Below are 26,325 nucleotides of genomic sequence, written 5' to 3'. Positions count from 1 at the left end.
TCAGCCCGGCGATCAGATCGACCGTCGCCGCCACCGCCGCCGGGGCGGGTTCTCCTCACGGTGCTGCCGCTGGTGTTCGCGCACCCGCTCCTCCCACGCCTGCTGGTCCTGGTCGTCCGGGTCGAACGGGTACCAGCGGTGCGAGCCGTCCTCGAAGTGCATGTCCTCGTCCCCGGGCCGGATGACCGACATCAGCGCCACCACCCGATGAACCGCGAGTACAAATAGCCGCACCGGTAGTCGGGCAGGTCCGCCATCGCGTCCAGCAGGCACGCCGCCATGTACACCGACAGCGACACCACCGTGCCCGCGTACTCGGCCAGCAGCTCCCGCCGCCACGTCTGACACGGCCACGGCAAGCCGCAACCAGCGCACATCCAGGTCGGACGTACGGGACGATGCAGAGTCATCCGAGCCTCCTCCAAACTGGACCTGGGACGTGGGCGAGCCGAAGCGCACCCAGACGGGGCAGCATTCGACGCTCACCACCGCCCCCGATTCGGTGGGTAGCGCCCTTGACCGGCGCTGCCCACCGACGGATCCGGCCAGCCGATCCAGCTCATCGGCGACCTGGTGCAGGTACGCGTACACCTCCTGCGGGTCCAACCCGCGCCACCGCCGGCCGAACCGGACCGCCCTGACCCGCCACGACTCGGCCTGCCCGGCTGTCGCGCCGCTCTCCGCCGTCACCGCAACCGCCACCTACCGACCACGTCTCGCGGACGAGACGGCAGCAGACCGCGAAACTGTGTCGCATCTGTGGAATGTTCCAGCGTCGACACCGTTACAGGATGCATCCGGCGGACACCCGACGCAAGAGGCATCCACCACCGTCTCCCCCACCCGGACAGACGAAAGCGGTGCCCGGGAACCCGGACACCGCTCGGTGTGGCCTCAGTCAGCTGCGTTAGCGCAGTTCACCCCCGCCCGGCACGCAGACTGTGGATCAATGAGGCAAACGACGTACGGCTGAAATCAAGGACCGGACCCGCCGGACCCGCCTTGCTGTCCCGGACGCCCACCCGAGCATCCGTGACGTTCACCTCCACGCAGTTGTCGTCGCCGCCGGACCGCGTGGACTTGCGCCAACCTGTGGCTGGAAAGCTGCTCATGCTCTCGATTCTCCTCACCGACCCGCCCCCGCCACACCCCGGAGCAGCCTGGCGCTCTCCTCAGCAGGCAACGCCGACTCCCACACCCGACCGAACAGATCCGCATAGGGCGCCACCTCATCCGGCTCGGTATAGACCAAGTCGACCGTTTCGGTGTCCACCGCGACCGCGTCCGGATCACCACCACCGAACCGATACACCGTGAACGGCGACCTCGGCAGCCAGTAGTCCCGCAGCTCAGCGCCCTGCGGCAACACCCGCACCGACACCCGCCCGGACCCCTCGGCCAACATCGCCAGGTGCAGCAACTGCTCCCGCATCACCTCCGGCGGCGCCGCCGGCCGCCGCACCGCGACCTCCTCAACCACCACCTCGTACCGAGGACCGTCCGGCCGCGCCAACATCCGCTGCCGCATCATCTTCGCCTCCACCGTCCGATCCAGGTCGGCCGACGGCAACCGGGCCTGCTTGAACGCCAACTCCGACCGCGCCCGCGTGTACGCCGGCACCTGCAACAACCCCGGCACCACGAACGACTGGTACTCACGGATGCTCACCGCACCGTGCTCCAGGTTCGCGTAGACCGCCTGACGCCGGCCCATCCCCGACCCGTACGACTCCCACCAACCACGCTCGGCGGCGTCGTTCGCCATCCGCACCAGCTCGTGCCACCGCTCACCATCGACCGACAACGCGCCCAGGATCGCGCTCACATCCGACACCGACGGCACCCGATCCGCCGTCTCGAACCGGGACAGCTTCGGCCGCGACATCCTTGCCGCCCGCGCCAACTCGTCGGCGGTCAGCCCGGCCTCCTCCCGAAGCCGCCGCAGCTCCTTCGCCAACCGACGCCGACGCACCAACGGACTACTCAACCCCACACCCCATCCGTTCCACCTACCAGCGATGTTCCACCACTCGGCAACGAGCGAACCTACCGGCAATCACGGGCAGCCGACACCCCGGGAACCTCAACGTGGAGACCCTCGCCGACGCCGATTACCTCGACGGCCCCGACGCGGTCCGGGCATACACTCGGCTCTGGGAACGACTCACCGCCGCCGCACTCGGCCCGGTCGAGTCCCGCACCCTCATCCAACGGATCGCTGACGACACCGGAGGCTGATCATGAACACGCCCCACCCCACCTGGCGCAAGTCCAGCCGCAGCGACAACAACGGCGGCGCCTGCGTCGAGGTCGCCAGCCTGTCCTCCACCACCGCAGTCCGCGACAGCAAAGACCACACCGGCCCAGTCCTCACCTTCACCACCACCGGCTGGACCGCCTTCATCCACGCGGTCAAGACCGACGCGTTCAACGCCTGAAGCAGCCCGCGCCCGTACGGCGATCGGCGGTCGAGACAGCCGGAAGTTACTCGGCCGCACCTGCCAGGAGCAGGTCCCGCCCGAGCGGCCATCGGTCCCGACCCCGTCGCGGCCGATGGCGGCGTCCCCGCTGTCAGGCTGATTCAGGAGTAGACATCCTTGCGGTGGCCGACCGCGTGGATGATCAGGTCGTCGCCGTCGGTGCGGTCGGCCAGCAACGCTTCGACTTCCCGAGGATCGACCCCGAGCGATTCCAACGCCGCCGACAGCGGAACGAACTGTCCCTCGGCACGGGAGCGGGCGATCACCGCAGCGTCCTTGCTGTCCCGGAACGCTTCGAGCTCTTCCCACTCGTCGATCCCGACCAGTACGGCCACCGGCCGCTCGTACCGAGTGATGACGGCCGGCTCACCGGTGCGCCCGACCGATTCCAGCGCCCTGCCCGCGTCATCGCGGAGGTCTTGCAGCGAGATCCGCTCCACACGGGCACCGTACCGCCCGGTGCCTTGCCAGCCACGTTGGCGACCCCTGTAAATCGGCGGCCACGTTCAGTGGGCGGTCCAGCCGGGTTGGCGAGTGAGGCGGTGTGGCTGGCGGACCGGCAGCCACCTGGCCCGGCGGGCGCAGCCGGGGCACGGGGCGTGGCCGTGGATCCAGTCCGCCGGGCCGGCGACCGCGGCCAGGTCGGCGACGACCCGGGCCGCGGTCAGATTGACCTCCGGTGGCACCAGCCACCCGCTGTACTGGAAGCGGTCGGCGATCGGGCCGAGCCGGGCGCGTACCTCGGCGCGGCGGCGGTCGTTCACGATGTCGTAGACGACGAGCACCGGCCGGTTCACCAGCCGGCCCAGCCCTGCTCGGGGAGGACCTCCAGCGGTACGCCGTACCCGGCGGTTTCGCAGTCCGGGCAGGACGGCAGGGCCAGCAGGTGCCCGCCGCCGGTGAACCGTTCGGCGCTGGCGGCGAGCAGCCGGTCCAGGTGTGCGTCACCGATGTGGATGGTGAAGACGCTGTACAGCACCCGTACGCCGTGGCGGCGCAGCAGCGTCGTCAGCTGCCGGCGGTCGCGGTCGTCGGGCAGGTCGAAGGTGACGGTCCACCAGCTGGGCTGCATGACGGTCACCTCCAGCGGAACGGCCGGTACTGCGCCTGCTCGTCGAGCAGCCAGCCGCGCAGCCGCAGCGCCTGGCGGCGTACCAGCTGGTGGTAGGTCGGCTGATCGGCGGGGGCCGGCCATTCGCGGGCCGGCATGGCCAGCCGGGCCTGATACCGCGAGATCAGCGCGGACGTCGCGCCGGGTGTCAGGTGGGTGCCGTCGAAGTCGGCGTCGGTCACGGTACGCAGACCGAGCATCGCCAGCACGGTGCTCTCCAGCAGCGCCGGCCGCCACTCCTCCATCAGGTCGAAGGCGAGCGTGGGCCGGCCCCGGCTCGGAGTGTGCAGGAACGACAGGTACGGGTCGAGCCCGGCGGCGAGGACCGCCCCGTGCACGGTTTCCCGCAGCAGCGCCGAACAGTAGTTGATCAGTGCGTTGATCACGTCGCGGCGGCTGCGGTCGCGGGCGGCGAAGCCGTACTCGGCCGGGGTCATCACCCGGATCGCGCGGAAGTACGCCCCGGCCGCCGCGCCTTCGATGCCGATCAGTTGCGCCAGGTCGGTCGCGGCGCTGGCGGCCTGCTCGAACTCGGCGAGTCGGGTGACCGCCGCCCACACGGTCGCCGGGTCGCCGCTGCGTTTGGCGCGGCGGCGCAGCAGCGTCGCCTGGTTGGCGATCTTGGCGGGGATGACGGCGCGGGCCAGGTCGAGCCGGGCGGCCGGGTCGCGGTGCCGGTCGAGTTGGCGCAGTCGGGCGGCGATGTGCCCGGCGGTGGGCGGTTCGAGCCGGCCCAGCGGTCGGCCGGTGCGGCTGAGCAGGATCAGCGGGATGTCGTGGGCGAGCATGCTGTGCATCGCGTGCGGGGTGACGGTCACCCGGCCGGTGGTGACGACCTCGCCGACCATGGTCAGTGGCGCGGAGGCGCGCAGCACACCGTCGCGGTGCACGACGAGCCGGCCGTCGCGCCGGCCGAGGACGCAGTCCGGGCCGATCACGTGGAACGCCTTGCCGATCATCGCCGGCTCCCGTTGCTGGCCGGCAGCTTGCCCCGCTGCGGCGTGTTGAGCAGCGGGTGGGTCCAGTCCGCGTTGGGCTGCTCGGGCCGGCCGTGTTCGCCGTCGAACACCCAGCCGAGCATGCTGAACCCGGCGTCGAACGTGGTGATCTGCGTCTTGTCCGGGTGCAGCCGCAGGTTGAGCGCGGCCAGCTCGGCGCCGATCTGCCGGGCGCCGCTGATCGCCGCGTCGAGGTCGAGGCAGAACAGCGCCAGGTCGTCGGCGTAACGCACCAGTCGGCCGTGCCGGCCGTCGACCCGGGCGTCGAACTCGCGCAGGTAGAGATTGGCCAGGGTCGGGCTGATCGGCGCGCCTTCGGGAACACCCCGACCCCGGGTACGCAGACCGGCGGCGGTCAGCATCGGCGCGGTGAACCAGCCGCGTACGATCCGGCTGACCGCCGGGTCGGCGAGACTGCCGCTGACCATCTCGTGCAGGAGCTTGTGGTCGACGCTGGCGAAGAAATCGGCGATGTCCGCGCGGACCACATAACGCAACCCCTTGTCCCGGTACGCGAGAGCCATCGTCAACGCGTCCACCCAGGAACGACCCCGCTGGTACGCGAAACTGACCTCGGCGCGGCGGGTCTCCCACCGGTCGCCGGCGACGTGCAGGAAAGCGCGCTGGGCGACCCGGTCGGCGACGGTCGGAATGCCCCGGTCGCGGCGCTCGCCACCACGGGTGACGGTCATCAGTCGAAGGGGTTGCGGGGTGTATTCGCCGCTGCGCAGCAGCGCGGACAGCGACTCCAGCCGTGGCCCGAGGTGATGGGCGAACTCGGCGACGGTCACGCCGTCCGCTCCGGCGAGTGCGGTGCCGGCGGCGACCCGCGACCACGCGGCCCACAACGTCGGCTGGTCAGACATCCGACTCAACAGCCGGGAAGGAGAGGTATTCATGCCGAGATCGGACGGACGAACTCCGATAGAATCGGAGGCATCGACGTCACCGCCGAGATCAACAGGAGCTTATGTCCGGAAATGCCCTTTGCGACAACCCCCGACACGCCCGGGATCCCGGGTAGGTTGGCGGAAAGATCCCAAAGTAAACCCGAGCTGCAAAAACGTGCCCCATGGAGATCACTTGAGGCTCCCCCAAGATCATGATCAACAAGAGGTTGCCCCCAGAGCACCATGTTTGCCCAGCTCAGACCGCCCGACATTTCGGACACGGTCCCCGGACACACGAAAACCGCGCCGGATTGAAACCAGCGAGAGCCATTTCCTTTCCTTCCTGTAGAACGGGTCCCCGGACACACGAAAACCGCGCCGGATTGAAGCACTTTCAGTCTGATCTGGAGAACGGCGGTACGGGTGGTCCCCAGACACACGAAAACCGCGCCGGATTGAAACAGGGGGGTTTTTTGATAGATCCTGCAAACAAGATCAGGTCCCCAGACACACGAAAACCGCGCCGGACTGAAACCTTGAACTGCGCGTTGGCCTCGATGTACGGGGGGTCCCCAGACACACGAAAACCGCGCCGGACTGAAACCGCCGCCGAAGCCGTCTTCGCGTCGGGGAACTGGGGTCCCCAGACACACGAAAACCGCGCCGGATTGAAACTTGTTCCCCTCAGAGCGAAGCACAAGCTGCAGTTCGCGCAGTCCCCAGACACACGAAAACCGCGCCGGATTGAAACTGCAGGAGCACTTGGACAGCGCCACTCTACGCGAGGGTCCCCGGACACATGAAAACCGCGCCGGATTGAAACCCCTCCACCGAAGAACAGTGCCACTCCACGGTACAGGTGTCCCCGGACACACGAGAATCGCGCCAGATTCGGGCAAGCAAATGCCCGTCGTGGTGTCCGCGAGTGGCAAAGCCACGACGGTGCAACATTGATCCCGATGCACCGCAGCGCGTGATCCCGTCCAGGGGAGAAAATCCCGTGACGGGATCACGCGAAGTCGCATCGGGTCTATCGAGAGACAGCGTCAGTCGGGCTGGGATCAGGTGTCGTGGTGGCGGGACTCGTTGCGGGGGCCTGGCTCGCCGGGTGACGGATATCGGGATGGCTGGGTGTTCGGGCTCGGTGATGCTCCGGCAGCGTCGTGGGCCGCTGGTGGCGCGGTGGTCCGGGCCACCGACGGTGGGCCGGCGGCGTCGCTGAGACCGCGTGGTGAGTCCGGCCCGCAGGCCAGGCACTCCGGGTCGCGGTCGGCGTCCAGCACCGCCGTTTCGTTCGCCGCCGCGTCCACCAGCAGATACCGCACCGGTGGCCGCCACGGCGAGACATAGTTCAGCAGCTCGCCGACTGCGTACCCGGCGATGATCTGGTTGAGGAAAACCACGCTGGGCGTCGGCTCGGCCGGATCGTCGACCCGGTAGCCGGCCGCCCGGCGTGCAGCGGCCAACCCGGGATCAAGCTCGGCATCCACCAGACGCGGGTCGTAGCCGGACAGGCAGAGCAGGCACGGGCCACCGGGGCGGACCACCGCCAGATGCCCGCCGGCTTCCAGCCGTACCCGGGAATTGGTTTCTTGGTTGTGGTCGTCGGGCGGCTCCGGGCGGGGTGCCGGCCCCAGCTCGACCCCGACGTCGAGATAGCAGCGGGCGTACTGCACGGCCAGCCGGTTCAACGCCCAGCGTGGCGCGTGCCCGTCAACCGCGCCGACGATCACCTCGGCCGGGCGCACCTGCTGCCAGACGACCGGGTCGAGGATGCTGCCGGCGATGCCGCGTACCCGTACCTGCGGGTTGATGGTCCGGACCGTGCGTGCCGCGACGGTGACCTTGGTCGCCGCCCGCGCCACGTCGGCCGGCTTGGCGCCGACCAGACGGTTCAGGTTGGTGGCGGTGACCGTGTCGGGGTCGACCAGCAGCAGGCCGCCCACGCCCAGGTGGGCCAGCGACTGGACGACCTGGCTGCCGACACCGCCGAGGCCGACCACGGCGACGGTCAGCTCGGCGAGCCGGCGCTGCGTGTGCGGGCCGAACGCCCGCACCTGCCGGTCGTAGCGGTCCGCCGGGGTCGGCCCAGTGGCACCGGCCTGCGGGTCCGGCCCACCGGCCGGTGCGGTCAGGATCGGCGTGGTCAGAATCGGCACAGTTTCACCTCGGTCAGGTCGTCGTCGCCGAGCAGCACCAACCGGTCGAGCATCCGCAGCGTCCCGTCGTCCGGGTCGGTGTACGCGCCGGCCACCGACGCCTGCCCGAGCACCACCGACGCCACACCGACCGGCGGCGCGGCCGGCATCCGGTCGAGGAACTCGGTGTGCGTCTGGCGCATGTTCTCCACGTCCAGGCCGGAGAACCTGACCGTGTCGTCGGCGAACGGATGACTGTGCACGTCGACCAGGGACAGGCCGGTCTCGAAGCAGGCGATCAGCACCTCCCGGGTCAGCCAGGCGGCGACTTCGATCCGTACGCCGTTCTGCACCGACAGCGCGTCGTCCGGGATCGGGATGGCCCGGGTGACCAGCAAGTCGGTGACGGCCCCGGCGCCCCACGGGTCGATCCACCGGCCGGCGCGGGCCAGCAGGTAGGCGCCGCGTTCGTCGTCACTGTCGCGCAGATGCCGCCGTACGGTGTCCCAGGTGTCGTGGCTGATCCGCAGCACGCAGGACATCAGTCGACCGTGCCGAGGTAGGTGCGGATCGCCTCGACGTAGCTGACCAGCGAGTCGAAACGCGGATCCCAGTTGCGTTCCGGGTCTTCCAGGCAGTACCAGCGGTAGCCCAGCTCGGCGTATCGGTTCTTGTAGGCCGAGAAGTAGTGGGGCGGTTGCACGAGCGCGCGGCCGTCGCGGCGGCGCAGGTGGTCGCCGAGGAAGAAGCCGTCCGGTGCGGTCTCCGGGTAGGTGGCCGGCGGCACGATCAGCACGGTGGTGCGGTCCGGCTCCCAGTGCGGCGGGAGCCGGAACTCGGGGATGTGCAGCCAGGATTCGTCGTCGGCGACGGTCAGCCCCGGGTACGCGTACGCGAGCTGGGCTGCTTCGTGGCGGATGCGCAGCCGCCTCGGGTCGAGCGTCGTCATCGCCTTGGAGTGCCGGGCGTGGTGGGTGAACTGCTGCTGATCGGCGACGCGGATCCGCTGGTCGTCGGGGACGATGACGTTGCGGTCGTCGTCCTGGCGGACCAGGACCCGTTCCTGCGGCAGGCCGGCCGCCCGCTTGATGTCGCGGCCGGACAGCATGTCGTCGATCACCGGTACGTCGACCCCGTTGATCCTGATCGTCTTGCCCATGTCGTCCTCCGGTTGCCGGGGTTGCTCCTACCTGGAACAGATGGACGAAGTGGCAGCGCAGTCCACCAGCTGGACGTGTGTGGACGGTCACCGGCCCATGCCGGCGCCCTGGGCGGTCGCTCCCCACCACATCACGACACCGGTGTCGTCCGGCGGGCACCAGCCCGCCTGCTCATCCACCCCGCTGTTCTCCTGCCTCGCAACGGGAGGCACCTCGATGGACACTGCACTGCGCTCACCGGAAGACCCGCAAGACACGTACGCCTTCTTCTTCCTCGCCGTCGTCCGCGCCATGACCCACCACCTGGGGATGGTCATCGCCCGTACCGTGCACGGCACCAGCCACTGCGTCGACAGCCCGCGCGCCGCCAACCGGTGGCTGCACCTGTGCGCCAACTGCGCCGACGTACGCGACGAGCACATCCGCCGCCAGTTCGACCGGCTGCGGCGCAACGCCACCAACCACGGCACCGCCAGCGGCAGCGCCCGCACCGGCGTCGGCGGCCCCAGCCGGATCGAGGAGATCAACCAGGTGGTGTCCTTCCTCTACGGGCCACAGGCGTCGACGGTCGACCCCGACGCCGCCGGCGCGGACCTGCTCCGCTACGCCCACCACCCGGACCGGGCCAACGCCGACATCGCCCCCTGGCTGCGCGCCATCTACTGGCAGTTCGTGCACCAGGACCAACGCCAGGCCATCGCCGAGCTGCGCCGCCGGTCGGCGACCGCGCGCGGCATGCACGCCCGCCCCGAACGCGACCTGACCACTGCCCGCTGGGCAGCGCCGCTCGCTGCTGACCCGGTCGGCCTCGACCTGCTGATCAGCTTCGTGATCGGGTTACGCGACCAGGTCGCCGACCCGTGGCGGATCCCGCACGCGGCGGCCAAGCACGGACTCACCGACCAGCAGGTACGCCTGCGTCTGACGGCGGCCGTCGACCAGCTCCGACGGATCAACCCGAGTTTCTACGAAGCGAACGTCGCCGCCGCACTGCACCGTCGCGCCGACCGGCTCGACCCTTGCGACGACCTGCCGGGTGCCCGGCCGATCCGCAGCACCGCCCCGGGCGACCCGGCCGAGCGGTACGCCGACCCCGGCGACACTCCCCAACGGCGTCGCCGCCGCCAAGTGCTGCTGCGGCTACTGGCCAACCCGGCCGTACGCCGCAGCGGGCTGCCGAAACTGCTCGCCGAGATGTGCGATGTCGCGCTCGAACGATCCGCCGTCGACCTGGAGAGGTCCTGCGCGCGACGACTGCGACTGCCGTCCGGCACAGCCCGTCGGCGACTGGAAATCCTCGCGGTCCTCGTCGCCGGTGCCGGTGTCGAGTGGCTGGATGCTCTCCTATCGGAACCGCCCGGATAGTCCGGTATCCGGGGAGTGGGTGGGGCGACGGAACCCCACCGCCGCCCCACCCACTCCCCTATTCCGTCACTGTGGACGAGCGAATAGACTGGAGCCCGGCAGGCCCACCAGGGCCACCCAGGGAGGTGATTGGTCCGGAATGCCCGTTGCGACAACCCCCAACCTACCCGGGATCCCGGGTAGGTTGGCGGAAAGATCCCAAAGCGAACCCGAGCTGCGAAAACATGCTCGCTTGAGATCATCTAGCCGCTTCCCAAGATCATGATCGACAGGAGGTTGCCCTCGGGAGCCCCTGTTTCCGCAGGTCAGACCGCCCGATATTTCGGACACGGTCCCCAAGCACATGAAAACCGCGCCGGATTGAAACCCCAGCGCTACCGCCAAGAACTCGCGCTTCTTGGCCGGGTCCCCAAGCACATGAAAACCGCGCCGGATTGCGGCGTTCAACTATCTATCGGCGATCAGAAAGTCCGCACGTCGGGTGGATCAGGCTTGTCGGGCAGAGGCCCGGCCGGCCTTGAGCAGGCTCGGCCGGTGCCCGACCAGGTGCGGTGTAGCTGCGCCCGATAGGCCGAACGCACCGTTACCGGCGACCCGGCTGCGCACACCGCAACGAGTACGGCGACGGTCCCACGCCGCCCGACCGGCGGCCGTGGGACCGTTCTACGCCGAAACGAAAGCTGCGCGGCACCCACCGACTGGTAGGTGCCGCGCAGCCCTCGTTGATCAGCTGGCGGTGCAGCTCAGCGACGACACGCTGTTCGCGCCGTTGCCGGAGCCGATGAAGCCGAACGTCGTACTGGCGCTGGCGCCGAGCGACCCGTTGTAGGACACGTTGCGGGCGGTCACGTTGGCGCCGCTCGACGTGACGGTGGCGCTCCAGGACTGGGTGACGGTCTGTCCCCCGGTGAACGTCCAGGTGACCGTCCAGCCGCTGATCGACGTGGATCCGGCGGTGACCCGTACCTCACCTTGGAAGCCACCCTGCCATTGGCCCGTCACCGAGTACGTCGCCGCACACGACGGCCCGGTGGGCGGCGGCGTGGTCGGTGGCGCAGTGGTAGGCGGAGCCGTGGTCGGCGGCGCGGTGGTCGGTGGTGCGGTCGTGGGCGGTGCGGTGGTCGGCGGTGCGGTGGTCGGCGGGGCGGTGGTGGGCGGCGGTGTCGTACCGCTGCTGCGGAAGGTGAACTCGTCGACGTCGAACAGGTAGCTGGAGCCTCCGGTGAAGACGAGGAACAGGTTGTGCGTACCGCTTGGTGGGGTGACCGTGCCGGTGACGGTGGTCCAGGTCTCCCAGCTTCCGGTGGGGGCGACGGTCGCCGTACCGATGACGGGCCCCGACGCCGAGCCGGTGCGCAGCGAGATGGTGCCCCCGGATCCGGCGGAGGCGACCCGGGCGGTGAACGACGTGGCCCCGGCCAGGTTGTACGGGGTGAACGAGATCCAGTCGCCGTTCTCGATGTAGCCGACCGCGCTGCCACCGTTGGCGGAGGCCTTCTCCACCAGGGTGGTGCCCTGCTGGCCGCCGTAGTGCTCGGCCTGGCGGGTCCGGGGCTGCATGACGGTCTGCGTCGAGGTCACCGGGATGGTCGCGCCCACCGGGGTGTACTCGGCGACCATGACACCGAAGATGTTCGCGTTCGGGTCGTGTTCGCCGTCGACGGTGGTCTGCAGGGTGCCGGAGCAGCCGGTGGCGCTGGTGATGCCGTGGCCGTGGCTGTCGTGCCCGAGCAGGTAGTTGACCTTCACCCGGCTGCAGTCGATGGTCGCCGCGTTCGGGTCGGTGACCGTGACCTGGAACGGGATGGCGTCACCGAAGTCGAACAGCCGGCCGTTGGTCGGTAGGTCGAGGGTGACCGTCGGCCGGCCCACTCCGATCACCACGCTCGCGGTGGCGCTGCGGCCGGTGCTGTCACGCACCGTGAGCGTCGCCGTGAACTCGCCGTTGCTGGTGTACGTGTGCGACGGGTTCGGCTGCGTCGAGTCGGTGCTGCCGTCCGTGGTGAAGTCCCACGCGTACGTGATGGCGTCGCCGTCCGGGTCGCTGGTCCCGGCCGAGCTGAACTGTACGGTCAACGGGGCGTTGCCGGTGGTCGGGTTGGCGGTGGCGAGCACGGTCGGGGCCCGACCGCCGCCGGAGTTGTACTCGATGCGGTACACCGCCGAGCTGGCGTCGCCGCTGCCCCAGCCGGTGCCGTAGTCGAGCACGTAGAGTGCACCTTCCGGCCCGAACTCCATGTCCATCACCTGGGTGCCGGTGTAGGCCGGGAACGGTTCGATCGCGCCGACCCCGCCGGAGCCGGTGACCGTGACCGTCTTGATCCACCGTCGGCCGAACTCGCCGATGAACACCTTGCCGTTCATCGACGCCGGGAACTTCACTTCGGAGGCGAGCGAGGCGTCGTAGTTGTAGACCACGGCGTCCATCGGAGACAGGCTGCCGCAGCACAGCTCCGGCGGGTTCTGCTCGCCACCGTACGGCAGCCAGGCCCGCTGGGACGGGGGCAGTTGGGTGATACCGGAGTTGTTCGGGGAGTTGTTCACCGGGCCGCCGGAGCAGTTGAACGGTGCACCGGAGGGGCCGGACGGGAACGTGAAGTCGATGTACGGGGTGTTGTAGTTCGAGCAGTACGGCCAGCCGTAGAAACCGGGCTGGGCGATGCGTTCGAACGCGACATGGTTGGCCGGCCCCCGGTTGGGGTTGGCGGTGCCGGCGTCCGGGCCGTACTCGCCGAGGTAGACGATGCCGGTCGCCTTGTCGACGGACATCTTGAACGGGTTACGGAAGCCCATCGCGTAGATCTCGGGCCTGGTCCTGGCCGTGCCGGCGGGGAACATGTTGCCGGCCGGGATGGTGTAGCCGCCGTTGGCGCCCGGCCGGATCCGTAGGATCTTGCCCCGCAGGTCGTTGCTGTTGCCGGCGGTACGCTGCGCGTCGTACGCCGGGTTGCGGTTGGGTCGCTCGTCGATCGGGGTGTAGCCGCTGGAGTCGAACGGGTTCGTGTCGTCGCCGGTCGACAGGTAGAGGTTGCCGGCGGCGTCGAAGTCGATGTCCCCGCCGACGTGGCAGCACATGCCCCGGCTGGTCGGGACCTCCAGGATCGTCACCTCGGACGCCCGGTCAAGGGTGTGGTCGGCGTTGACGGTGAAGCGGGCCAGCCGGTTGTAGCCGTTGAACGGGGCGAACTGTGCCGCCGACCCGGTCGCCGGTGCGTCGCCGCCGGGGGTGTTCAGGGGCGGCGAGTAGTACACGTACACCCAGCGGTTGGTGGCGAAGTTCGGGTCCACCTCGATGCTCTGCAGTCCTTCTTCGTCGTGGGTGTAGACCGGGATGGTCAGCGCCACCTTGGTGTTGCCGGCGGCGTCGGTGTAGCGGATGGTGCCTTCGCGGGAGGTGTGCAGCACGCCCCGGTTGGGCAGCACGGTCATGCCCATCGGTTCACCGACCTCGGCCACCCCCTTGGCCAGGGTGATCTGGCTGTAGCCGGCCGGGGTCTGGCTGGTCGAGCAGTTGCCGGTGCCCTGCGCGGCGTAGCGGATGCCGCCCAGCACGTGGCTGCGGAAGTTGGCGTCGCTGAAGCTCTCGTTGGTGTGGCCCATGCCGGTGTACCAGGATCGGCCGCCGTCGTAGTTTCGACACCACGCGATCGGGTGGTCGCTGCCCATGGTGCCGCCGGTGTAGGTGCTCTCGTCGACGGTGGCCAGGATCCGGTTCTGTGCCCGGGGGTTGGTCCGGTAGTTGTACCACTCGTCGTACCGGTTCCACGCGGTCGGCAGCCCGGCGGTCGACGGGTGGGAGCTGTCCTCGATCCGTACGGTGGCGTTCTGGTTGGCGGGGTGGCTGGAGAAGTACGCGCCGACCAGGTCGCCGTACGGGCGGGCTCGCCAGGGCGGCCCTGCTCGCCTTCGCCCGGGGCGACACACGATACCGGCTCCAAGTCACCGCGTCGCTATCGAAGGCCGTCGTTGCAACTCTACGGGAGCCACAAAATGGAAGTCAATGGATCTGCAACAGCCCGGACGGGCCCAGCGGTACGCCCGCCGGGACCACGTCCTTCCATTACGACCTTGGTACGTCGTAATCTCTGTCGATGGAAGCGCTCCCACGATCGCCCAACCCACGACAGGAGAACCTCTACATGCCGTCGATACGGACACGGTGGGCCGCCACAATGGCGGCCGGCCTGCTGCTCGGAGCGGTCGCCGCCGTCCCGACCACCCCCGCCACGGCAGCCGCCGCCCCACCGGCTGCCCGCACCGACACGTCAGCCACCACATCAGCCACAGCCACCACATCAGCCGCGGCCGCGGCCGCCCAGGCCGCGCCGGAGAACGACTGGCTGCACACCGACGGGAACACGATCGTCGACGAGGCCGGCAACCAGGTGTGGCTCACCGGGGCCAACTGGTTCGGCTACAACGCCACCGAACGGGTCTTCCACGGCCTGTGGTCGGCCAACATCGAGGCGGTCACCCGCGCGATGGCGCAGCGTGGCGTCAACATCGTCCGGGTGCCGATCTCGACCCAGCTGCTGCTGGAGTGGAAGGCCGGCCAGCCGCTGGCCCGGCCCAACATCAACGCGTACGTCAACCCGGAGCTCGACGGGCTGAACAACCTGCAGATCTTCGACTACTGGCTCGACCTGTGCGAAAAGTACGGCCTGAAGGTCATGCTGGACGTGCACAGCGCCGAAGCCGACAACTCCGGCCACCTCTACCCGGTCTGGTGGAAGGGCTCGATCACCGTCGAGGACTTCTACCAGGGCTGGGAGTGGGTGACCGCGCGCTACCGCGACAACGACACGATCGTCGCGATGGACGTCAAGAACGAGCCGCACGGCACGCCGAACGACCCGCAGCGGGCCAAGTGGGACTCCTCGACCGACCAGGACAACTTCAAGCACGCCTGCGAGACGGCCGGCCGACGGATCCTGGCGATCAACCCCGACCTGCTGATCCTCTGCGAAGGCATCGAGGTCTACCCGCGCCCGCACGCCGACTGGGACTCCCCCAACACCAACCCGGACCTCAGCCCGAACTACTTCTACAACTGGTGGGGCGGCAACCTGCGGGGCGTCGCCGAGCACCCGGTCGACCTGGGCGCCAACCAGGACCAGCTGGTCTACTCCCCGCACGACTACGGCCCGCTGGTATACGAGCAGCCGTGGTTCCAGGGCGAGTTCGACAAGGCGTCGCTGACCGAGGACGTGTGGCGGCCCAACTGGCTCTACATCCACGAGGACGACACCGCGCCGCTGCTGATCGGCGAATGGGGCGGCCGGTACGGCCAGGACGCCCGGCAGGACAAGTGGCTGCACGCCCTGCGCGACCTGATGATCGACTACGGCATCCACCACACGTTCTGGTCGCTGAACCCCAACTCCGGTGACACCGGCGGCCTGCTGCTCGACGACTGGACCAGCTGGGACGAGGTCAAGTACAACCAGGTGCTCAAGCCGGCACTGTGGCAGCACGACGGCAAGTTCGTCAGCCTCGACCACCAGGTGCCGCTCGGCGGGGCCGGCTCCACCACCGGGATCAGCCTCGCGCAGCGCTACAGCGACGGCGGCGGGGACGACGACGTGACCGCGCCGACCGCGCCCGGCCAACTGACCGCCAGCGACGTCACCGCCGACTCGGTGACGTTGACCTGGGCGGCGTCGACCGACAACGTCGGCGTCACCTCGTACCAGGTGCTGCGGTCGACCGGCGGTGCGCCGGCCACCCTGGTCGCCACGGTCTCCGGCACCACGTACACCGTCTCCGGCCTGACCGCCGAGACCAGCTACACGTTCACGGTGCGGGCCCGCGACGCCGCCGGCAACGTCTCGCCGGCCTCACCGGCGCGAACGGTCACCACCGCAGCCGACGACGGCGGCCCCGGCGACGGCGGCTGCACCGCCACCTACACGGTGACCAGCAGCTGGCAGGGCGGCTTCCAGGGCGGCATCGAGGTGCGTAACACCGGCACCTCGGCGATCTCCGGCTGGACGCTCACCTGGACCAGCCCGAGCGGTACGTCGATCGGGTCGCTGTGGAACGGCCGGTTGACCACGTCCGGCGGGGTGAACACGGTACGCAACGAGCCGTACAACGGGCCCCTCGCGCCGGACGCCGCCACCACGGTCGGCTTCGTCGGCTCCGGTCCCGGCACCACGCCGACCGATCTGAGCTGCACCGCGTCCTGAGCGAACCCGAGTTCGGACCGAATCCGGACCCGATCCGCTGCCCGACCCCGACCGGGTCGGGCAGCGGATCCCCCGGCCCGTTGGCGCCGGTCTGCTTGAGTGGGGGCACTCACCGACCACACCAGACCGAGAGGGTACGCCGGCCCGATGCCCACCCAGATCGTCGTCTCCCTGGTGCCGACCGCCGCCACGGCGGTCCCGCCGCCGCACACCGGCCCGGCCGTCTACGCCGCGTTCCTCAAAGCGGTCCGCGCCGTCGACCCGGAGCTGTCCGCGATCATGCACGACAGCCCCCGGTACAAGCCGTTCACCCTCAGCCCGGTCCTCGACGAGCAGGGCCGGCCACCGTCGGCACCGGGGCAGCCGGGCCGGATCGTGGCCGGCCTGCTGATCGACGCGTACGCCGCCCCGGTGCTCGCCGCGCTGCACCACGCCGCCGGGCATCAGATCGCACAGACCCGGTACCGCACCGTCGACGTCGCCGTGCACGCGGTGTCGTACGCCGAGCTGGCCACCGGCGCCGACCCGGCCGGCACCACCTGGGCGTACGACCTGCTGACCCCGGTCGGGTTCGCCACCGGACGCGGGGACGGTGCCCGCCGCCAGCGCCCCTGGCCGGACGCGGAGCGGGTGTTCACCAACCTGACCCGGCGCTGGGACGCGTTCGCCGGGGAGGTGGCGTTGCCGACGTCGGCGGAGCCGGCGGTCGTCGACCATCTGGAGGTGGTCGACGCCCAACTGCGGATGGTCACGCACCTGGTGGAGCCGGGGCAGCGTAACCCGCAGCACCGGTTCCGCCGGGGCACGGTCGGCTCGGTGACCTTCCAGTTGGCGGAGGCGTCGGGGGTGCCCGGCGACGCGCGGCGGGCGGTGGACGCCCTGGCGGCGTTCGCCAGCTACGCCGGCTTCGGTGACCGGACCGCGATGGGCATGGGCCACGTCCGGCGCAGACTCAGCCCGCCACCGCAGCAGTGATCCGCTGCGGTTCATTGGACTGGCGACGGCGTGTCGGGTCGATGAACCGCAGCGGATCAAGGCCAGCCGGTGACGACCGTTGGCCGGGTCTGCCGCGTACGCGGCAGACCCGGCCAACATGGTCAGGGCGAGGTCAGGACGTCAGTGCGAGTAGCCGCGCGTGGCGATCCAGTGCGCCAGGGTCTCGGTGCTCACCCAGTAGTGTTCGGCGCCCAGGAAGGCCGGGTCGGCGATCTTGACAGCGTCGCCGCCCTCGCCGTAGCCGACCACGGTCACGTAGTGCCCGCCCGGGTACGAGTGGGTCCGGCCGTCGACGTCGCTCACCGTACCGATGATGTTGGCCACCACGGCTCGGCCGTCGTCCACGGTCGCCCGCACGTCGTCGCGCAACTGGTCGATCTGCGCCTGGCTCGCCTTGGACGCCTCGATCGCGGTGGTCCAGTACTTGTCGTCGCCGGTGAGCTCGTTGAGCACCCGGGTGGTGTCCTCGGCCGAGTCGGTGCCGGCGACCGTGGTGCCCAGCCTGCTGGCCACCTCATCCTGCGACAGTTCGCGGCCCTGCGCGGTCAGCGCGATCCGGGTCGCGGCCGGACCGCAGTAGTAGAAGTTCGGCTGCCGCTCGTAGCGGATGTCCAGCAGCCGGCCCTCGCTGGACCACCCGCCCTGGTCGGAACTGGCGGCAGTGGTGGTCAAGCTCGTGGTGTCCGAGGCCGGGGCAGCCTGGGCTGCGGCAGCCTGACCGGCCACCACACCGCCGGCTACCAGCAGACCGGCGACGGACCGTACGGATCTGTGAAGAACGGTGGTCATCTGCGGATCTCCGTTCCGGGAGGGTGCGGAAGATCCGGGCACTGATCGACTGGCAGCGGCCCGGACCCCGCGAACGGGACAATCGGTCAGTCGGTGCCCAGCGCGGCGGTCAGGGCTGATACCACGCCCATTCCCGACCGCGCGGAACGCCCCGCGTGCGGAAATCACAACGACGCGTACGCCACGGGACGCACCGGGTAACAACCGCAGCGGGGCGGCCGACATTCCGCCGTCCCGCCAATCAACCGGAGATCAACCGCCGATCGCCGGTCGCTCGGCGACATCGTTGAAGATCTGGTCCTCGAACGCGAGCAGCGTCGAGCCGACGCCCTTGATGAATGCGAAGTTCAGCCCTCCGCCGACCACCGCTCCGACGATCGGCACCGCCTTGCCCAGAGTGCGCGCCGTGAGCCGTTTGAGCAGTTCCTGCGCGACCCGCAAGGCGAGGAACTCGACGAAGCCCGACTGTGAGAGTGGTACGTACAAGACCGACAGTCAGCCGTACCGGCAAACCGCCGGGCCGGGCGGCTCACCCCGGCGAAGGACCATTGTCGACGAACCGAAAGTATGTCGTCAGCGTCGCGTCGCCCAGCTCTTCGAGGATCAGCCCCCGGGTGGCGGAGTGCTGCAGGTACGCCGAGGCGCTGCTGATCGCGTACGACGGTTCCCCACCGGCCCGTTCCACGACGCTGATCGAGAAGTGCTGCCGTGGCTCGGATGCCACGCAGTCCGCCGCGACGACGGTCAACGGGTCCGAGCCCGACGACCTGACCTGCCAGCACGCGTCGGAGCCGTCCGGGTTCGGTTCGGCGGCGCGGATCCGGAAGGTCTCCGCCCCGGCCGGTTCGATGACGAACAGCCGCCGGCCCTCGGTCCCGTCGACCTCGCCCAGCGGGTCGTCGTCGAGCAGCGACACCGCCGACTCGAACGCGTCGGTACGCACGATCGCGACCTGACGGTCCCCGGACAGCAGCGGATCGTCCCGGACGGAGGTCGGCGCCCCGGTCGGCGATCCGGACGGCACGCTCATTGTCGGGCCGGCGGGCCCGACCGGCAGCTGCGGTGCGGCGGTCACCAACTGGATCGCAGTGACGCCCGCGCCGACGGCTCCGACCAGCGTCACCGCCAGCGCGGCGGTGGTGGCCCGTCGGCGTCGGCGCAGCGTCTCGCCGCGCCGCCGGATGTCCGCCGCCGGGGCGAGCCGGCCGGTTCGCCCGGCCCGCCGGGCCACGTCGCGTAGCGCCTCGTGGAATCGGTCGTCAGACGGCACGGCTCCGCCCTTCGTCGCCGCTGGTGGTCAGGTGTACGGCCAGCGCCTTGCGGCCCCGGGCAAGCCAGGTCTTGATCGTGTTCGGGCTGGTGCCGGTCTCCGCGGCGATCTCGGCGACGCTCAGGCCGACCAGGTGGTGCAGCACGACGGCCCGGCGCTGGTCGACACCGAGCCGGCGCAACGCGGCGACGATCGCGACGTGGTCGGCCGACACCTCGTCGACCTGGTGGCCGTTGGCGTCGCGGCGGTGGGCGCGCAGTCGGTTCACCGCCTTACGCCAGGAGCTCACCGCGATCCGGTACGCGACCGTGCGTACCCAGGCTTCGGGGCTGTCACAGTCGCGCACGGACCGCCACCGGTCCCACGCGCGGGCGTACGCCTCCGCGACCGCGTCCTCGGCATCGGCCCGGTTGCCGAGCACCACGGACAGGTGTCCGAGCACCCGTTGGGCCGACGCGGCGTAGAAGGCGTCGAACTCGTCGGCGTCACGCATCCGTCGTGCTCCACCCGTCACCTGGTCGTTCCTGCACCGGTCACCGGGTCGGCGCCGGCCCGTTGTCGGTGAACCGGAACCCGTCCGGGGTCGGCGAACCGTCGCCCTGCTCCTCCAGGATCAGCCCGGAGCGGGCCGACGTGCGCAGGTACGCCGACCTGTTGCTGATCATGAAGGTGTCGTCGGCGCCGGTGTCGGCCGCGACGATCGCGAACCGCTGCCGGGGGTCACCGGCGTCGCAGGCCGCACCCTCGACCGACAGCGATCCCCCGTCTCCCGGGTTGCGCACCCGCCAGCAGACCGGGTCACCGGCGCCGGGGCCGCCGCCGGTTCCCTGGTATGACTCGATCAGGAACAGCCGCCCCTGCAGCGGGACCGCCACGAACAACTGGCGGCCCTCGTCGCCGTCGACCTCGGCCAACCATCCGTCGTCGGTGATCGACAGCCCGGACTCGAACGCCTCGGCCCGCACGATGGTGACCTGCCGGGTGCCGGACAGCACCTGCGGCAGGCCGTCCGTCGGTGCCGTCGGCTCCGGCGGCGGTGCCAGGCTGGCGGTCGGGGTCCCGGTCACCGTCGTCGGGTCCGGGTCGGACGTCGGCGTCGCGTCACCGGCCGGTGCGGTCGTGCCGCACGCCGCCACCGCGCCGGCCAGCACGGCGATTCCCAGACCTGTGATCCATTGGCTCGTCACCACGGTTCTCACCCTCATCCGCCTGTCGGTGACCCGGCAGCGACGGCTACCCGCCCACCGCCGCTGGGTCCGGTCGATGTTCTCGATTCGACCGACATACCCCCAGACGTGTGGCGGCGGCGCCCGGTTTCAGCCATGCACATGGACTTGCGGCGACCTGGCGCACGTGCGCAGCCTTCCCCGCACCGGTCCGTCAGCCGCGCGGAGCTGGCACCTGGCCACCATCTCCATCACCTGCCGCAGTGCCGTTCGTCGCAGCCGAATAGGCATTGCGACCGCCCTGGTAGGGGCTTTGTGGCAGTACGGACGACCGTACGCTCGCCGGACCTCCTGCGGCCGCCGGCCTGACCGGGGCAGGGCGAGCGGGCCGGGGCAGGCGGGCGACGTCGAGGGCCCGCAATCTCATCGCGGGCTTCTCGACAAGATGCCACGACGGTACAGCCAACAGCATCGTGCCGATTACCGACAACAGGATGTACGATGACATGCCGTACTCGGCCACGCCGACCAGCGCCAGAACTTGCTGCACCGGGAAAGCATAGATGTAAATTCCGTACGAGTAGTCCCGCCCACGACCGACCCGTCCGAGCCGTCGCGGAAGCGCAACACCCAGATATATGAGCAGGTACGCGTAGGCTGGCAGCCCGACAACGACGAATCCGCCCCGCAGTAGGCTGACCGCGAGCAGGACGGCCGCCAACACAGCCAGCCGGCCGTCCATCGGTATGCGATGCATATAGCAGCGGACGACGGCGCCCAGCACAAAGAGGAAAGTCAGATACAGTAGCCAGTCAGAGGCGAACGAGCCGATCAGCGGAAACGGGCCGACCGCCCCGACGGGAGCTGGCCGGAATGCCCATGTCGAAGCAATTGAAATGTCACGAATAATCAGTGCATAGCCGAATATCAGGATTGCCAGCAATGCCCGCGGGGCCAGGCGCAGGACCGAAGTCACACTGAGGACAGCGACCAGGCCATAGCACACAAGTTCGTACCGCAAGCTCCACAGTGATCCATCGAACGCGCTCGGCCCACCCATCATCTGACCGAACGGAGTAGACGACAACAGTCCCGATATCGGGTACTGCTCCATAGCGGTGAACCAGTTGACCGCCAGGTAGGAAAATGGACCTTGAGGATGACTCCAGAACCCTCGCATCGTACCGTTCTCGTACAGAGCGACCAGCGGCGCCACCACAAATGCGGTGACCAGTAGACACACCCAGAAGCCGGGAAAAATCCGAAGCACCCGATGCCAGGAATACCGCAAGACCGAGTGCTTGAGCGCACTTCCCGTGATCAAGAATCCGGAAACCACGAAGAATCCCTGGACCGACAGCGAACCGAGCTCGCTCTGCCCAGCCGATATTCCGTAGCCAAGGCTCGCCGCGCCGTAGCCCAGCGGCCAGGCATGCGCCACGAGGACACCAAGGGCCAGGGCCAGGCGGATCAGCCCGAACGAATTGCTGTCCGGCACGTACCGGTCGGCAAGGCTCGGCAGACCGCGACACATCGCCGCATGCGCACTCAACACGGATCTCCTCAGGCCCGACCGCCTCATTGATGAAGGCCGGGGTCTCCCGCTGGTCACGACGACCCCGACACGGGGACAATCAGGTCGTCCCCTTACCGAAAGAACCTTAATGCCCACAGACTGACGAGTAGACTCGATTCCAAGAACGCCATGCCTTTCTTCGACGAAGCCGGTTGACTAACATGAGAAGCCGTCCGATATCAGCCGTGCCGGGAAACTCCCCGGCAGGCGCGGTCGGCCAGGCGGGTCGTCTCCGGCAGCCGGTAGTGCGGCGTCAGGCGCAGGGTGACCTCGGTCGCCTGGGCGATGTCGATGAGATGCCCGGCCGACACGTACACCGGTCTGACGCCGGTGCGGGTGCGCAGCGCCCGGCCGACCACCTCACCGTCGTCGACCAGGTCGGCCCAGCCGCCGCGCTCGGGCGGCACCTCGCCGTGGGTGCTGACGAACGCCGTCTTGGCCACGCCGAACGCCGGGATGCCGGTGACCACGCCCAGGTGGCTGGCCAGGCCGCAGCGACGCGGATGCGCTACGCCGTACCCGTCGCAGACCAGCAGGTCCGGGCGGACGGTGAGCAGGTCGAGGACGGTGAGCAGGACCGGAACCTCGCGGAACGCGAGCAGGCCGGGAACGTACGGGAAGTCGCAGACGCCGGTCGCGGTCGCGCTGGCCACGACGGGCAGGTTGTCCGCCAGGTCGAGCACGACGACGGCACCGGCGAGTCGGCCCGCCGCCGACGAGTCCGATTCGTACGCGACGTCGACGCCGGCGACGAACCTCGGCGGATCGACCATCGGCTGGTCGACCCGTACCCGGCGGGCCAGCTCGCGCTGGATCTCGACGGCCTCCCGCTCGGTACGCGGTGTCGCCGCCGTCACCGCTTCCCCGTCCCGCGCGTGGCCGGCGGAAACGGCCGGTCCAGGCCACGGGCGGCGGCCAGCGGCAGCATCGCGCCGAGGGCCCAGGTCGCGATGCCACGGCCACGCGCCGACGGCCGTACACCGTAGCCGATGTGCCCGCCGGCGCGGCGCAGGAAGTCGTTGAGCCGGTGCCGCAGCGAGATCGCCCCGAGGTAGGCGTCCTGCTCGACGATCCACCGGTGGGTGGTGTGCACCCACCCCTCGTCGGCGGGCAGCGACTCGTCACCCTGGCGGCGCAGCCGGTCGACCCAGGTGGCGAACCCGGCGGCGGTGTCGACGTCGTCGGCCGGCCGCAGCCCGCTGCCGTCCTGGTGGGTGCCGCGTCCCCACTCGTCGCGGGCGTCGAGCCACGACGCGTACAGCTCGATGGTGGGTGTGATCAGCTCAGGCACGTCGGCAGACTACGCGGCATGGCAATCCGTATCCGCCGGCTCGCCCACCGCCTCTCCCTGCCCTGTCGTTGTGCCACCCGACCAGCTTGACCGCAGGGCTCAGACGCTCGGCGGTGGCGGGGTGGTGGTCAGTTCCCCGCACTTGGGGCACCAGCGGCTCTTGACCCGGAACGAGAACAGCCCGGCCAGGTAGCCGAGCACCGCAGCGCTGGTCAACGCGCAGACGTCCATGACCTGTTCCTTCTCTCCAGGGCGGGCAAGACATGACTTCGTCTCGGCGGCGACGACTCAGGTCACCGGGCCGGGGGCGGCGTCGGGCCGGCAACCCGTCGCCGACGGTCGATCCAGGAGGCACGCAGGGACAGCCAGCTCGACGGGCCTCGGGCGTACACCTCGGTCAGCAGGGATGCGAAGACCTCGCGCCGCCGGTCGGCCGGCAGGTGCGGTCGGGCCAGCTGTGGTTGCCGGGCGGCGGCCCGGTCCCACATCAGGGTTTCGGCGTGCAGGGCGTCGATCTCGTTGCGGCACGCACCGGTGCACCGGTAGACGCGGGTGGCGGCACGGACGGCCGGGGTCATCGGGGTCCGGCAGTCCGCACAGCGGATCAGTGCGGCCAGTGGGTATCCGGCCGGGTCGGGGTAGTCGACCATCATCAGCCGCCGCCGGTCAGCCACGGTGGGCGGCGACGGTACGGCCGAGTGCCGCGCGGGTCTGCCGGGCCAGGTCGACGATCGGCGGCCAGCCGTGGTCGACGAGGGTGCGCAGGTCGTCGTAGGCGTGCGGCGGCGCACCGTTGAGGATGTGCCGGTCGAGGCCACAGGCCCAGGTCAACGCCGCCAGACCCTGATCGGTGACGTGGAGACGGCGGCGGGCGCGCAGCGCGGTGGCCAGCCGGACGGCGGGCCAGCCGGCGGTGTTCATGTCGGTGGGCACCCACCGTTCGCCGCGCCCGACGAGGCGGCGGCGGGTCACTTCCCGACGTACGTGGCCGGCGCGGGCCAGTCGGGTGGCGACCTGCCGGACCGCGGTCTCGCTGAGCAGACCGACCCAGGTCTTCACCGGTTGCGGGGTCGGCGCGGCGCTGATCTGGGCGAGGATGCCGTGCACCAGGTCGTCGGGCGGGGCGACGGTCGCGCCGACGACGACCAGGCCGCGGCGCACGGCGATCCGCTGCGGGTAGAGCAGTTCGGCCAGCAGCGCGGCGGCCAGGCCGTGGCTGAGCGCGCGGGGGTGCAGCAACGGTCGGCCGTGCAGCCGGTGGTGGGCCATCCGGAACAGGTCGTCGGCCAGCGGGTACGTGGACATTCGGCAGACTCCTCGGCAACGTGCGCAGACAAGGGGCGTGGAACGCCGCCCGCCGCCACGCCCACCTCGGCAGCGACGACGGGCGGCGGCTCAGGTGCGCCAGACGATCAGCAGGTCGTCGGCGTCAGCACCGACGTACACCTGATCGATGGCCTCGCCGATCACGTCGGCGTCGGTGCGCGGCGGCGACACAGCGGCCAGGTCGGGGCGGCGGCGGGCGAGGGACAGGCCGACGAGCCGCTCGATCCGGCCCGCGTCGACCGGGTCCAGCCGGCAACCACACGGTCCCCGGTACGCCCGCCCACCGTCAGTGGTCCGCAACGGCTGCAGCCGCCGCCCACACGCCGCGCACATCAGGACCCCACGTAGCGGCCACTGGTCGGACGTGTCGCCGCGCTCGGGTTCCCCGACCGGTGGGCCGTCTTCGGGCAGGTCAGAGCGCAGCGAAGGCATCGAAGGACTCCTACGGGTGCACGAGGTTGGCCGGCGACGGAACGGGTGCCACCGGCACAGAGGACTGAAGATCACAGATCGTCGCGATCCAGTAACTCGCTTGGATCGACAGTGGCACGCCGAATCTGGTCCGTCAATTCTTCCATGGAAAAATCTTGCGACCATCTCGATCGGTCGGCCTTAATGATCAAGATGGATCGCGCTAGCCTGGTTGCGCTGACAGGCATGGATGGTCCAAGATGGCGGAATCACCTCACCCACTGTGGAGGCAGACGTGCCCAAGGTCGTCGGTCCAACCATCCCGCGCTGGCAGCTCGGCGAGGAGCTCACCCGCCTACGCCGCGCCGCCAACCTCACCGAGGCAGTCGTCGCCGACAAACTCGGCTGCTCCGAGTCGAAGATCAAGAAGGTCGAGGCGGGCTACGTCGGCACCAACCGCGCCGAGCTCATGGTCATGCTCGACATGTACGGCGTCACCGACGAGGCCGCCCGCAACGACATGATCGAGCTTCAGAAGCGAGGCAAGGAACGCGGCTGGTGGTCCAAGTTCGGCATGGTGCCCCAGCAGTTCGCGACCTTTCTCAGCCTGGAGTCCTCGGCGACCAGCATCCGCGTCTTCGAACCGCTGATGGTCCACGGACTCCTGCAGACCGAGGACTACACCCGCGCGATCGTCTCGACGCATACGCCTGGACTCACGCCGGATGAGATCGAACGGCAGGTGCAGATCCGCCGCGCCCGCCAAGAGCGGATCTTCGCGGACCCGCCGCAGACCTGGATCATCCTCGACGAAGCGGTCCTGCACCGCCGGGTCGGCGGCACCGACGCCATGCGCGCCCAGCTCACCCACATCCTCGACACCGTCAAGGCCAACCGTTGGCTCACCCTCCAGGTCGTCCCGTACAGCCACGGCAGCTACCCCGGTGAGCTCGGCGCGTTCACGATCTTCGACTTCGAGGAGGACATCCACTCCCCCGTCGTCTACGTCGAAGGCCAGGCCGGCGGCCTCTATCTCGAACGTGACGCGGACCTGCGTCGGTGTAACCTGGCGTACAACCACATCACAGCCGCCGCGCTCAGCCCGCCCGAGAGCGCCAAGCTGATCACCGCCCTGACCCGCGCCACGGGTTGACCGACGAGGAGCAGCAC

General features: G+C 69.8%; 31 protein-coding genes and 1 pseudogene. 6 read left to right on the top strand and 26 right to left on the bottom strand.

The annotated features are described in order from the left end of the window. Nucleotides 1–12: 12 nt before the first annotated feature. The 5 genes and pseudogenes from ACN28F_RS27315 to ACN28F_RS27295 all read right to left on the bottom strand — a co-directional run bounded on the left by ACN28F_RS27315 (nucleotide 13) and on the right by ACN28F_RS27295 (nucleotide 1,987). Nucleotides 13–192 carry a hypothetical protein gene (locus tag ACN28F_RS27315; protein WP_289210916.1) on the bottom strand — a complete coding sequence of 60 codons (180 nt, stop codon included), beginning with the start codon at nucleotides 190–192 and terminating at the stop codon, nucleotides 13–15. Then, on the bottom strand, nucleotides 192–410 hold the full coding sequence (locus ACN28F_RS27310; RefSeq protein WP_289210718.1) for a hypothetical protein: 219 nt from the start codon (nucleotides 408–410) through the stop codon (nucleotides 192–194). Before ACN28F_RS27310 ends, ACN28F_RS27315 begins: the two co-directional genes overlap by 1 nt. Nucleotides 411–546: 136 nt before the next feature. Beyond that, a pseudogene (locus ACN28F_RS27305) lies at nucleotides 547–702 on the bottom strand (DivIVA domain-containing protein); the annotation flags it as partial. 215 nt (nucleotides 703–917) lie between these two features. Further along, entirely contained in the window at nucleotides 918–1,112 is a 195-nt protein-coding gene (locus tag ACN28F_RS27300) for a DUF397 domain-containing protein (RefSeq protein ID WP_281550643.1), read from the bottom strand. A 14-nt stretch (nucleotides 1,113–1,126) separates the two neighbouring features. Further along, nucleotides 1,127–1,987: a helix-turn-helix domain-containing protein gene (locus ACN28F_RS27295; RefSeq protein ID WP_289210717.1), complete on the bottom strand. Its 861-nt coding sequence runs from the start codon at nucleotides 1,985–1,987 to the stop codon at nucleotides 1,127–1,129. A gap of 101 nt (nucleotides 1,988–2,088) precedes the next feature. On the opposite strand from ACN28F_RS27295, the gene ACN28F_RS27290 reads away from it, so the two are divergent. Then, a complete protein-coding gene (locus ACN28F_RS27290; RefSeq protein WP_353850547.1) occupies nucleotides 2,089–2,238 on the top strand; it encodes a Scr1 family TA system antitoxin-like transcriptional regulator in 150 nt (49 codons plus the stop codon). 2 nt (nucleotides 2,239–2,240) lie between these two features. After that, a complete protein-coding gene (locus tag ACN28F_RS27285) occupies nucleotides 2,241–2,438 on the top strand; it encodes a DUF397 domain-containing protein (RefSeq protein ID WP_289210715.1) in 198 nt (65 codons plus the stop codon). Nucleotides 2,439–2,581: 143 nt separating this feature from the next. Here ACN28F_RS27285 and ACN28F_RS27280 read toward each other — a convergent pair whose 3' ends face one another. The 8 genes from ACN28F_RS27280 to ACN28F_RS27245 all read right to left on the bottom strand — a co-directional run bounded on the left by ACN28F_RS27280 (nucleotide 2,582) and on the right by ACN28F_RS27245 (nucleotide 8,776). Then, the gene (locus ACN28F_RS27280; RefSeq protein ID WP_421360339.1) at nucleotides 2,582–2,920 is read right to left on the bottom strand and encodes a type II toxin-antitoxin system Phd/YefM family antitoxin; all 339 of its coding nucleotides are present in this window, start codon (nucleotides 2,918–2,920) and stop codon (nucleotides 2,582–2,584) included. A 66-nt stretch (nucleotides 2,921–2,986) separates the two neighbouring features. Then, nucleotides 2,987–3,277 (bottom strand): hypothetical protein, encoded by a 291-nt coding sequence (locus tag ACN28F_RS27275; protein ID WP_421360337.1) that lies wholly within the window; start codon nucleotides 3,275–3,277, stop codon nucleotides 2,987–2,989. Further along, entirely contained in the window at nucleotides 3,274–3,552 is a 279-nt protein-coding gene (locus ACN28F_RS27270) for a CRISPR-associated endonuclease Cas2 (protein ID WP_281550647.1), read from the bottom strand. Before ACN28F_RS27270 ends, ACN28F_RS27275 begins: the two co-directional genes overlap by 4 nt. Nucleotides 3,553–3,557: 5 nt before the next feature. Next, the gene (gene cas1 / locus ACN28F_RS27265) at nucleotides 3,558–4,550 is read right to left on the bottom strand and encodes a CRISPR-associated endonuclease Cas1 (protein WP_421360335.1); all 993 of its coding nucleotides are present in this window, start codon (nucleotides 4,548–4,550) and stop codon (nucleotides 3,558–3,560) included. Then, on the bottom strand, nucleotides 4,547–5,455 hold the full coding sequence (locus ACN28F_RS27260; RefSeq protein ID WP_421360333.1) for a reverse transcriptase domain-containing protein: 909 nt from the start codon (nucleotides 5,453–5,455) through the stop codon (nucleotides 4,547–4,549). The genes cas1 and ACN28F_RS27260 overlap by 4 nt, the downstream gene beginning before the upstream one ends. 1,085 nt (nucleotides 5,456–6,540) lie before the next feature. Continuing rightward, the gene (locus tag ACN28F_RS27255; RefSeq protein ID WP_289213208.1) at nucleotides 6,541–7,638 is read right to left on the bottom strand and encodes a HesA/MoeB/ThiF family protein; all 1,098 of its coding nucleotides are present in this window, start codon (nucleotides 7,636–7,638) and stop codon (nucleotides 6,541–6,543) included. Next, a complete protein-coding gene (locus ACN28F_RS27250) occupies nucleotides 7,626–8,159 on the bottom strand; it encodes a hypothetical protein (protein WP_421360331.1) in 534 nt (177 codons plus the stop codon). The genes ACN28F_RS27255 and ACN28F_RS27250 overlap by 13 nt, the downstream gene beginning before the upstream one ends. Next, nucleotides 8,159–8,776, bottom strand: a complete 618-nt coding sequence (locus ACN28F_RS27245; RefSeq protein WP_289213210.1) for an E2/UBC family protein — start codon at nucleotides 8,774–8,776, stop codon at nucleotides 8,159–8,161. Before ACN28F_RS27245 ends, ACN28F_RS27250 begins: the two co-directional genes overlap by 1 nt. Nucleotides 8,777–8,993: 217 nt before the next feature. Between ACN28F_RS27245 and ACN28F_RS27240 the strand changes: the two genes are divergently transcribed. Then, a complete protein-coding gene (locus ACN28F_RS27240) occupies nucleotides 8,994–10,142 on the top strand; it encodes a hypothetical protein (protein ID WP_421360329.1) in 1,149 nt (382 codons plus the stop codon). A gap of 726 nt (nucleotides 10,143–10,868) precedes the next feature. Here ACN28F_RS27240 and ACN28F_RS27235 read toward each other — a convergent pair. Beyond that, a complete protein-coding gene (locus ACN28F_RS27235; protein ID WP_421360327.1) occupies nucleotides 10,869–14,066 on the bottom strand; it encodes a ThuA domain-containing protein in 3,198 nt (1,065 codons plus the stop codon). Between the two features lie 248 nt (nucleotides 14,067–14,314). On the opposite strand from ACN28F_RS27235, the gene ACN28F_RS27230 reads away from it, so the two are divergent. Continuing rightward, nucleotides 14,315–16,330, top strand: a complete 2,016-nt coding sequence (locus ACN28F_RS27230) for a cellulase family glycosylhydrolase (protein WP_421360325.1) — start codon at nucleotides 14,315–14,317, stop codon at nucleotides 16,328–16,330. A gap of 147 nt (nucleotides 16,331–16,477) precedes the next feature. Then, nucleotides 16,478–17,305: a CRISPR system precrRNA processing endoribonuclease RAMP protein Cas6 gene (gene cas6, locus ACN28F_RS27225; RefSeq protein WP_289210700.1), complete on the top strand. Its 828-nt coding sequence runs from the start codon at nucleotides 16,478–16,480 to the stop codon at nucleotides 17,303–17,305. Nucleotides 17,306–17,446: 141 nt separating this feature from the next. On the opposite strand, the gene ACN28F_RS27220 is transcribed toward cas6, so the two are convergent. From ACN28F_RS27220 to ACN28F_RS27165, 12 genes are all read right to left on the bottom strand, one after another. Beyond that, nucleotides 17,447–18,115: a C39 family peptidase gene (locus ACN28F_RS27220; RefSeq protein ID WP_421360323.1), complete on the bottom strand. Its 669-nt coding sequence runs from the start codon at nucleotides 18,113–18,115 to the stop codon at nucleotides 17,447–17,449. 252 nt (nucleotides 18,116–18,367) lie between these two features. After that, entirely contained in the window at nucleotides 18,368–18,601 is a 234-nt protein-coding gene (locus ACN28F_RS27215) for a hypothetical protein (RefSeq protein WP_421360321.1), read from the bottom strand. 43 nt (nucleotides 18,602–18,644) lie between these two features. Beyond that, complete coding sequence (locus tag ACN28F_RS27210; protein WP_421360319.1) at nucleotides 18,645–19,385, bottom strand: hypothetical protein; 741 nt, start codon at nucleotides 19,383–19,385, stop codon at nucleotides 18,645–18,647. Beyond that, on the bottom strand, nucleotides 19,375–19,878 hold the full coding sequence (locus tag ACN28F_RS27205; RefSeq protein WP_282231504.1) for a sigma-70 family RNA polymerase sigma factor: 504 nt from the start codon (nucleotides 19,876–19,878) through the stop codon (nucleotides 19,375–19,377). Before ACN28F_RS27205 ends, ACN28F_RS27210 begins: the two co-directional genes overlap by 11 nt. Nucleotides 19,879–19,918: 40 nt before the next feature. Further along, complete coding sequence (locus tag ACN28F_RS27200) at nucleotides 19,919–20,575, bottom strand: hypothetical protein (RefSeq protein WP_421360317.1); 657 nt, start codon at nucleotides 20,573–20,575, stop codon at nucleotides 19,919–19,921. 190 nt (nucleotides 20,576–20,765) lie between these two features. Further along, nucleotides 20,766–22,106, bottom strand: coding sequence for an acyltransferase family protein (locus ACN28F_RS27195; RefSeq protein ID WP_421360315.1), 1,341 nt, complete (start codon nucleotides 22,104–22,106; stop codon nucleotides 20,766–20,768). A 200-nt stretch (nucleotides 22,107–22,306) separates the two neighbouring features. Continuing rightward, entirely contained in the window at nucleotides 22,307–22,984 is a 678-nt protein-coding gene (locus ACN28F_RS27190) for an endonuclease V (RefSeq protein ID WP_421360313.1), read from the bottom strand. Further along, the gene (locus ACN28F_RS27185) at nucleotides 22,981–23,418 is read right to left on the bottom strand and encodes a GNAT family N-acetyltransferase (RefSeq protein WP_421360311.1); all 438 of its coding nucleotides are present in this window, start codon (nucleotides 23,416–23,418) and stop codon (nucleotides 22,981–22,983) included. The genes ACN28F_RS27190 and ACN28F_RS27185 overlap by 4 nt, the downstream gene beginning before the upstream one ends. A 99-nt stretch (nucleotides 23,419–23,517) precedes the next feature. Then, nucleotides 23,518–23,649, bottom strand: a complete 132-nt coding sequence (locus ACN28F_RS27180; protein WP_278170260.1) for a hypothetical protein — start codon at nucleotides 23,647–23,649, stop codon at nucleotides 23,518–23,520. A gap of 62 nt (nucleotides 23,650–23,711) precedes the next feature. Continuing rightward, nucleotides 23,712–24,092, bottom strand: coding sequence for a hypothetical protein (locus tag ACN28F_RS27175; protein ID WP_421360309.1), 381 nt, complete (start codon nucleotides 24,090–24,092; stop codon nucleotides 23,712–23,714). Next, nucleotides 24,085–24,723 carry a GOLPH3/VPS74 family protein gene (locus ACN28F_RS27170; protein WP_278170261.1) on the bottom strand — a complete coding sequence of 213 codons (639 nt, stop codon included), beginning with the start codon at nucleotides 24,721–24,723 and terminating at the stop codon, nucleotides 24,085–24,087. Before ACN28F_RS27170 ends, ACN28F_RS27175 begins: the two co-directional genes overlap by 8 nt. Before the next feature lie 90 nt (nucleotides 24,724–24,813). Beyond that, nucleotides 24,814–25,176, bottom strand: coding sequence for a zinc ribbon domain-containing protein (locus ACN28F_RS27165; RefSeq protein WP_421360307.1), 363 nt, complete (start codon nucleotides 25,174–25,176; stop codon nucleotides 24,814–24,816). 274 nt (nucleotides 25,177–25,450) lie between these two features. Here ACN28F_RS27165 and ACN28F_RS27160 point away from each other — a divergent pair, with 274 nt between their 5' ends. Then, complete coding sequence (locus ACN28F_RS27160) at nucleotides 25,451–26,308, top strand: helix-turn-helix domain-containing protein (protein WP_421360305.1); 858 nt, start codon at nucleotides 25,451–25,453, stop codon at nucleotides 26,306–26,308. The last annotated feature ends 17 nt before the right edge of the window (nucleotides 26,309–26,325 follow it).

It is taken from the genome of Solwaraspora sp. WMMA2101, from assembly GCF_049179175.1.
GTDB lineage: Bacteria > Actinomycetota > Actinomycetes > Mycobacteriales > Micromonosporaceae > Micromonospora_E.
Note: the sequence above shows the minus strand (reverse complement) of the source record. Positions and strands in the feature narration are given on the sequence as shown.

Coding starts and splice junctions, on each gene's coding strand:
- ACN28F_RS27315 (WP_289210916.1), bottom strand. CDS start 192: ATGTCGGTCATCCGGCCCGGGGACGAGGACATGCACTTCGAGGACGGC.
- ACN28F_RS27310 (WP_289210718.1), bottom strand. CDS start 410: ATGACTCTGCATCGTCCCGTACGTCCGACCTGGATGTGCGCTGGTTGC.
- ACN28F_RS27300 (WP_281550643.1), bottom strand. CDS start 1,112: ATGAGCAGCTTTCCAGCCACAGGTTGGCGCAAGTCCACGCGGTCCGGC.
- ACN28F_RS27285 (WP_289210715.1), top strand. CDS start 2,241: ATGAACACGCCCCACCCCACCTGGCGCAAGTCCAGCCGCAGCGACAAC.
- ACN28F_RS27270 (WP_281550647.1), bottom strand. CDS start 3,552: ATGCAGCCCAGCTGGTGGACCGTCACCTTCGACCTGCCCGACGACCGC.
- cas1 (WP_421360335.1), bottom strand. CDS start 4,550: ATGATCGGCAAGGCGTTCCACGTGATCGGCCCGGACTGCGTCCTCGGC.
- ACN28F_RS27260 (WP_421360333.1), bottom strand. CDS start 5,455: ATGTCTGACCAGCCGACGTTGTGGGCCGCGTGGTCGCGGGTCGCCGCC.
- ACN28F_RS27250 (WP_421360331.1), bottom strand. CDS start 8,159: ATGTCCTGCGTGCTGCGGATCAGCCACGACACCTGGGACACCGTACGG.
- ACN28F_RS27245 (WP_289213210.1), bottom strand. CDS start 8,776: ATGGGCAAGACGATCAGGATCAACGGGGTCGACGTACCGGTGATCGAC.
- ACN28F_RS27240 (WP_421360329.1), top strand. CDS start 8,994: ATGGACACTGCACTGCGCTCACCGGAAGACCCGCAAGACACGTACGCC.
- ACN28F_RS27230 (WP_421360325.1), top strand. CDS start 14,315: ATGGCGGCCGGCCTGCTGCTCGGAGCGGTCGCCGCCGTCCCGACCACC.
- cas6 (WP_289210700.1), top strand. CDS start 16,478: ATGCCCACCCAGATCGTCGTCTCCCTGGTGCCGACCGCCGCCACGGCG.
- ACN28F_RS27220 (WP_421360323.1), bottom strand. CDS start 18,115: ATGACCACCGTTCTTCACAGATCCGTACGGTCCGTCGCCGGTCTGCTG.
- ACN28F_RS27205 (WP_282231504.1), bottom strand. CDS start 19,878: ATGCGTGACGCCGACGAGTTCGACGCCTTCTACGCCGCGTCGGCCCAA.
- ACN28F_RS27180 (WP_278170260.1), bottom strand. CDS start 23,649: ATGGACGTCTGCGCGTTGACCAGCGCTGCGGTGCTCGGCTACCTGGCC.
- ACN28F_RS27170 (WP_278170261.1), bottom strand. CDS start 24,723: ATGTCCACGTACCCGCTGGCCGACGACCTGTTCCGGATGGCCCACCAC.
- ACN28F_RS27165 (WP_421360307.1), bottom strand. CDS start 25,176: ATGCCTTCGCTGCGCTCTGACCTGCCCGAAGACGGCCCACCGGTCGGG.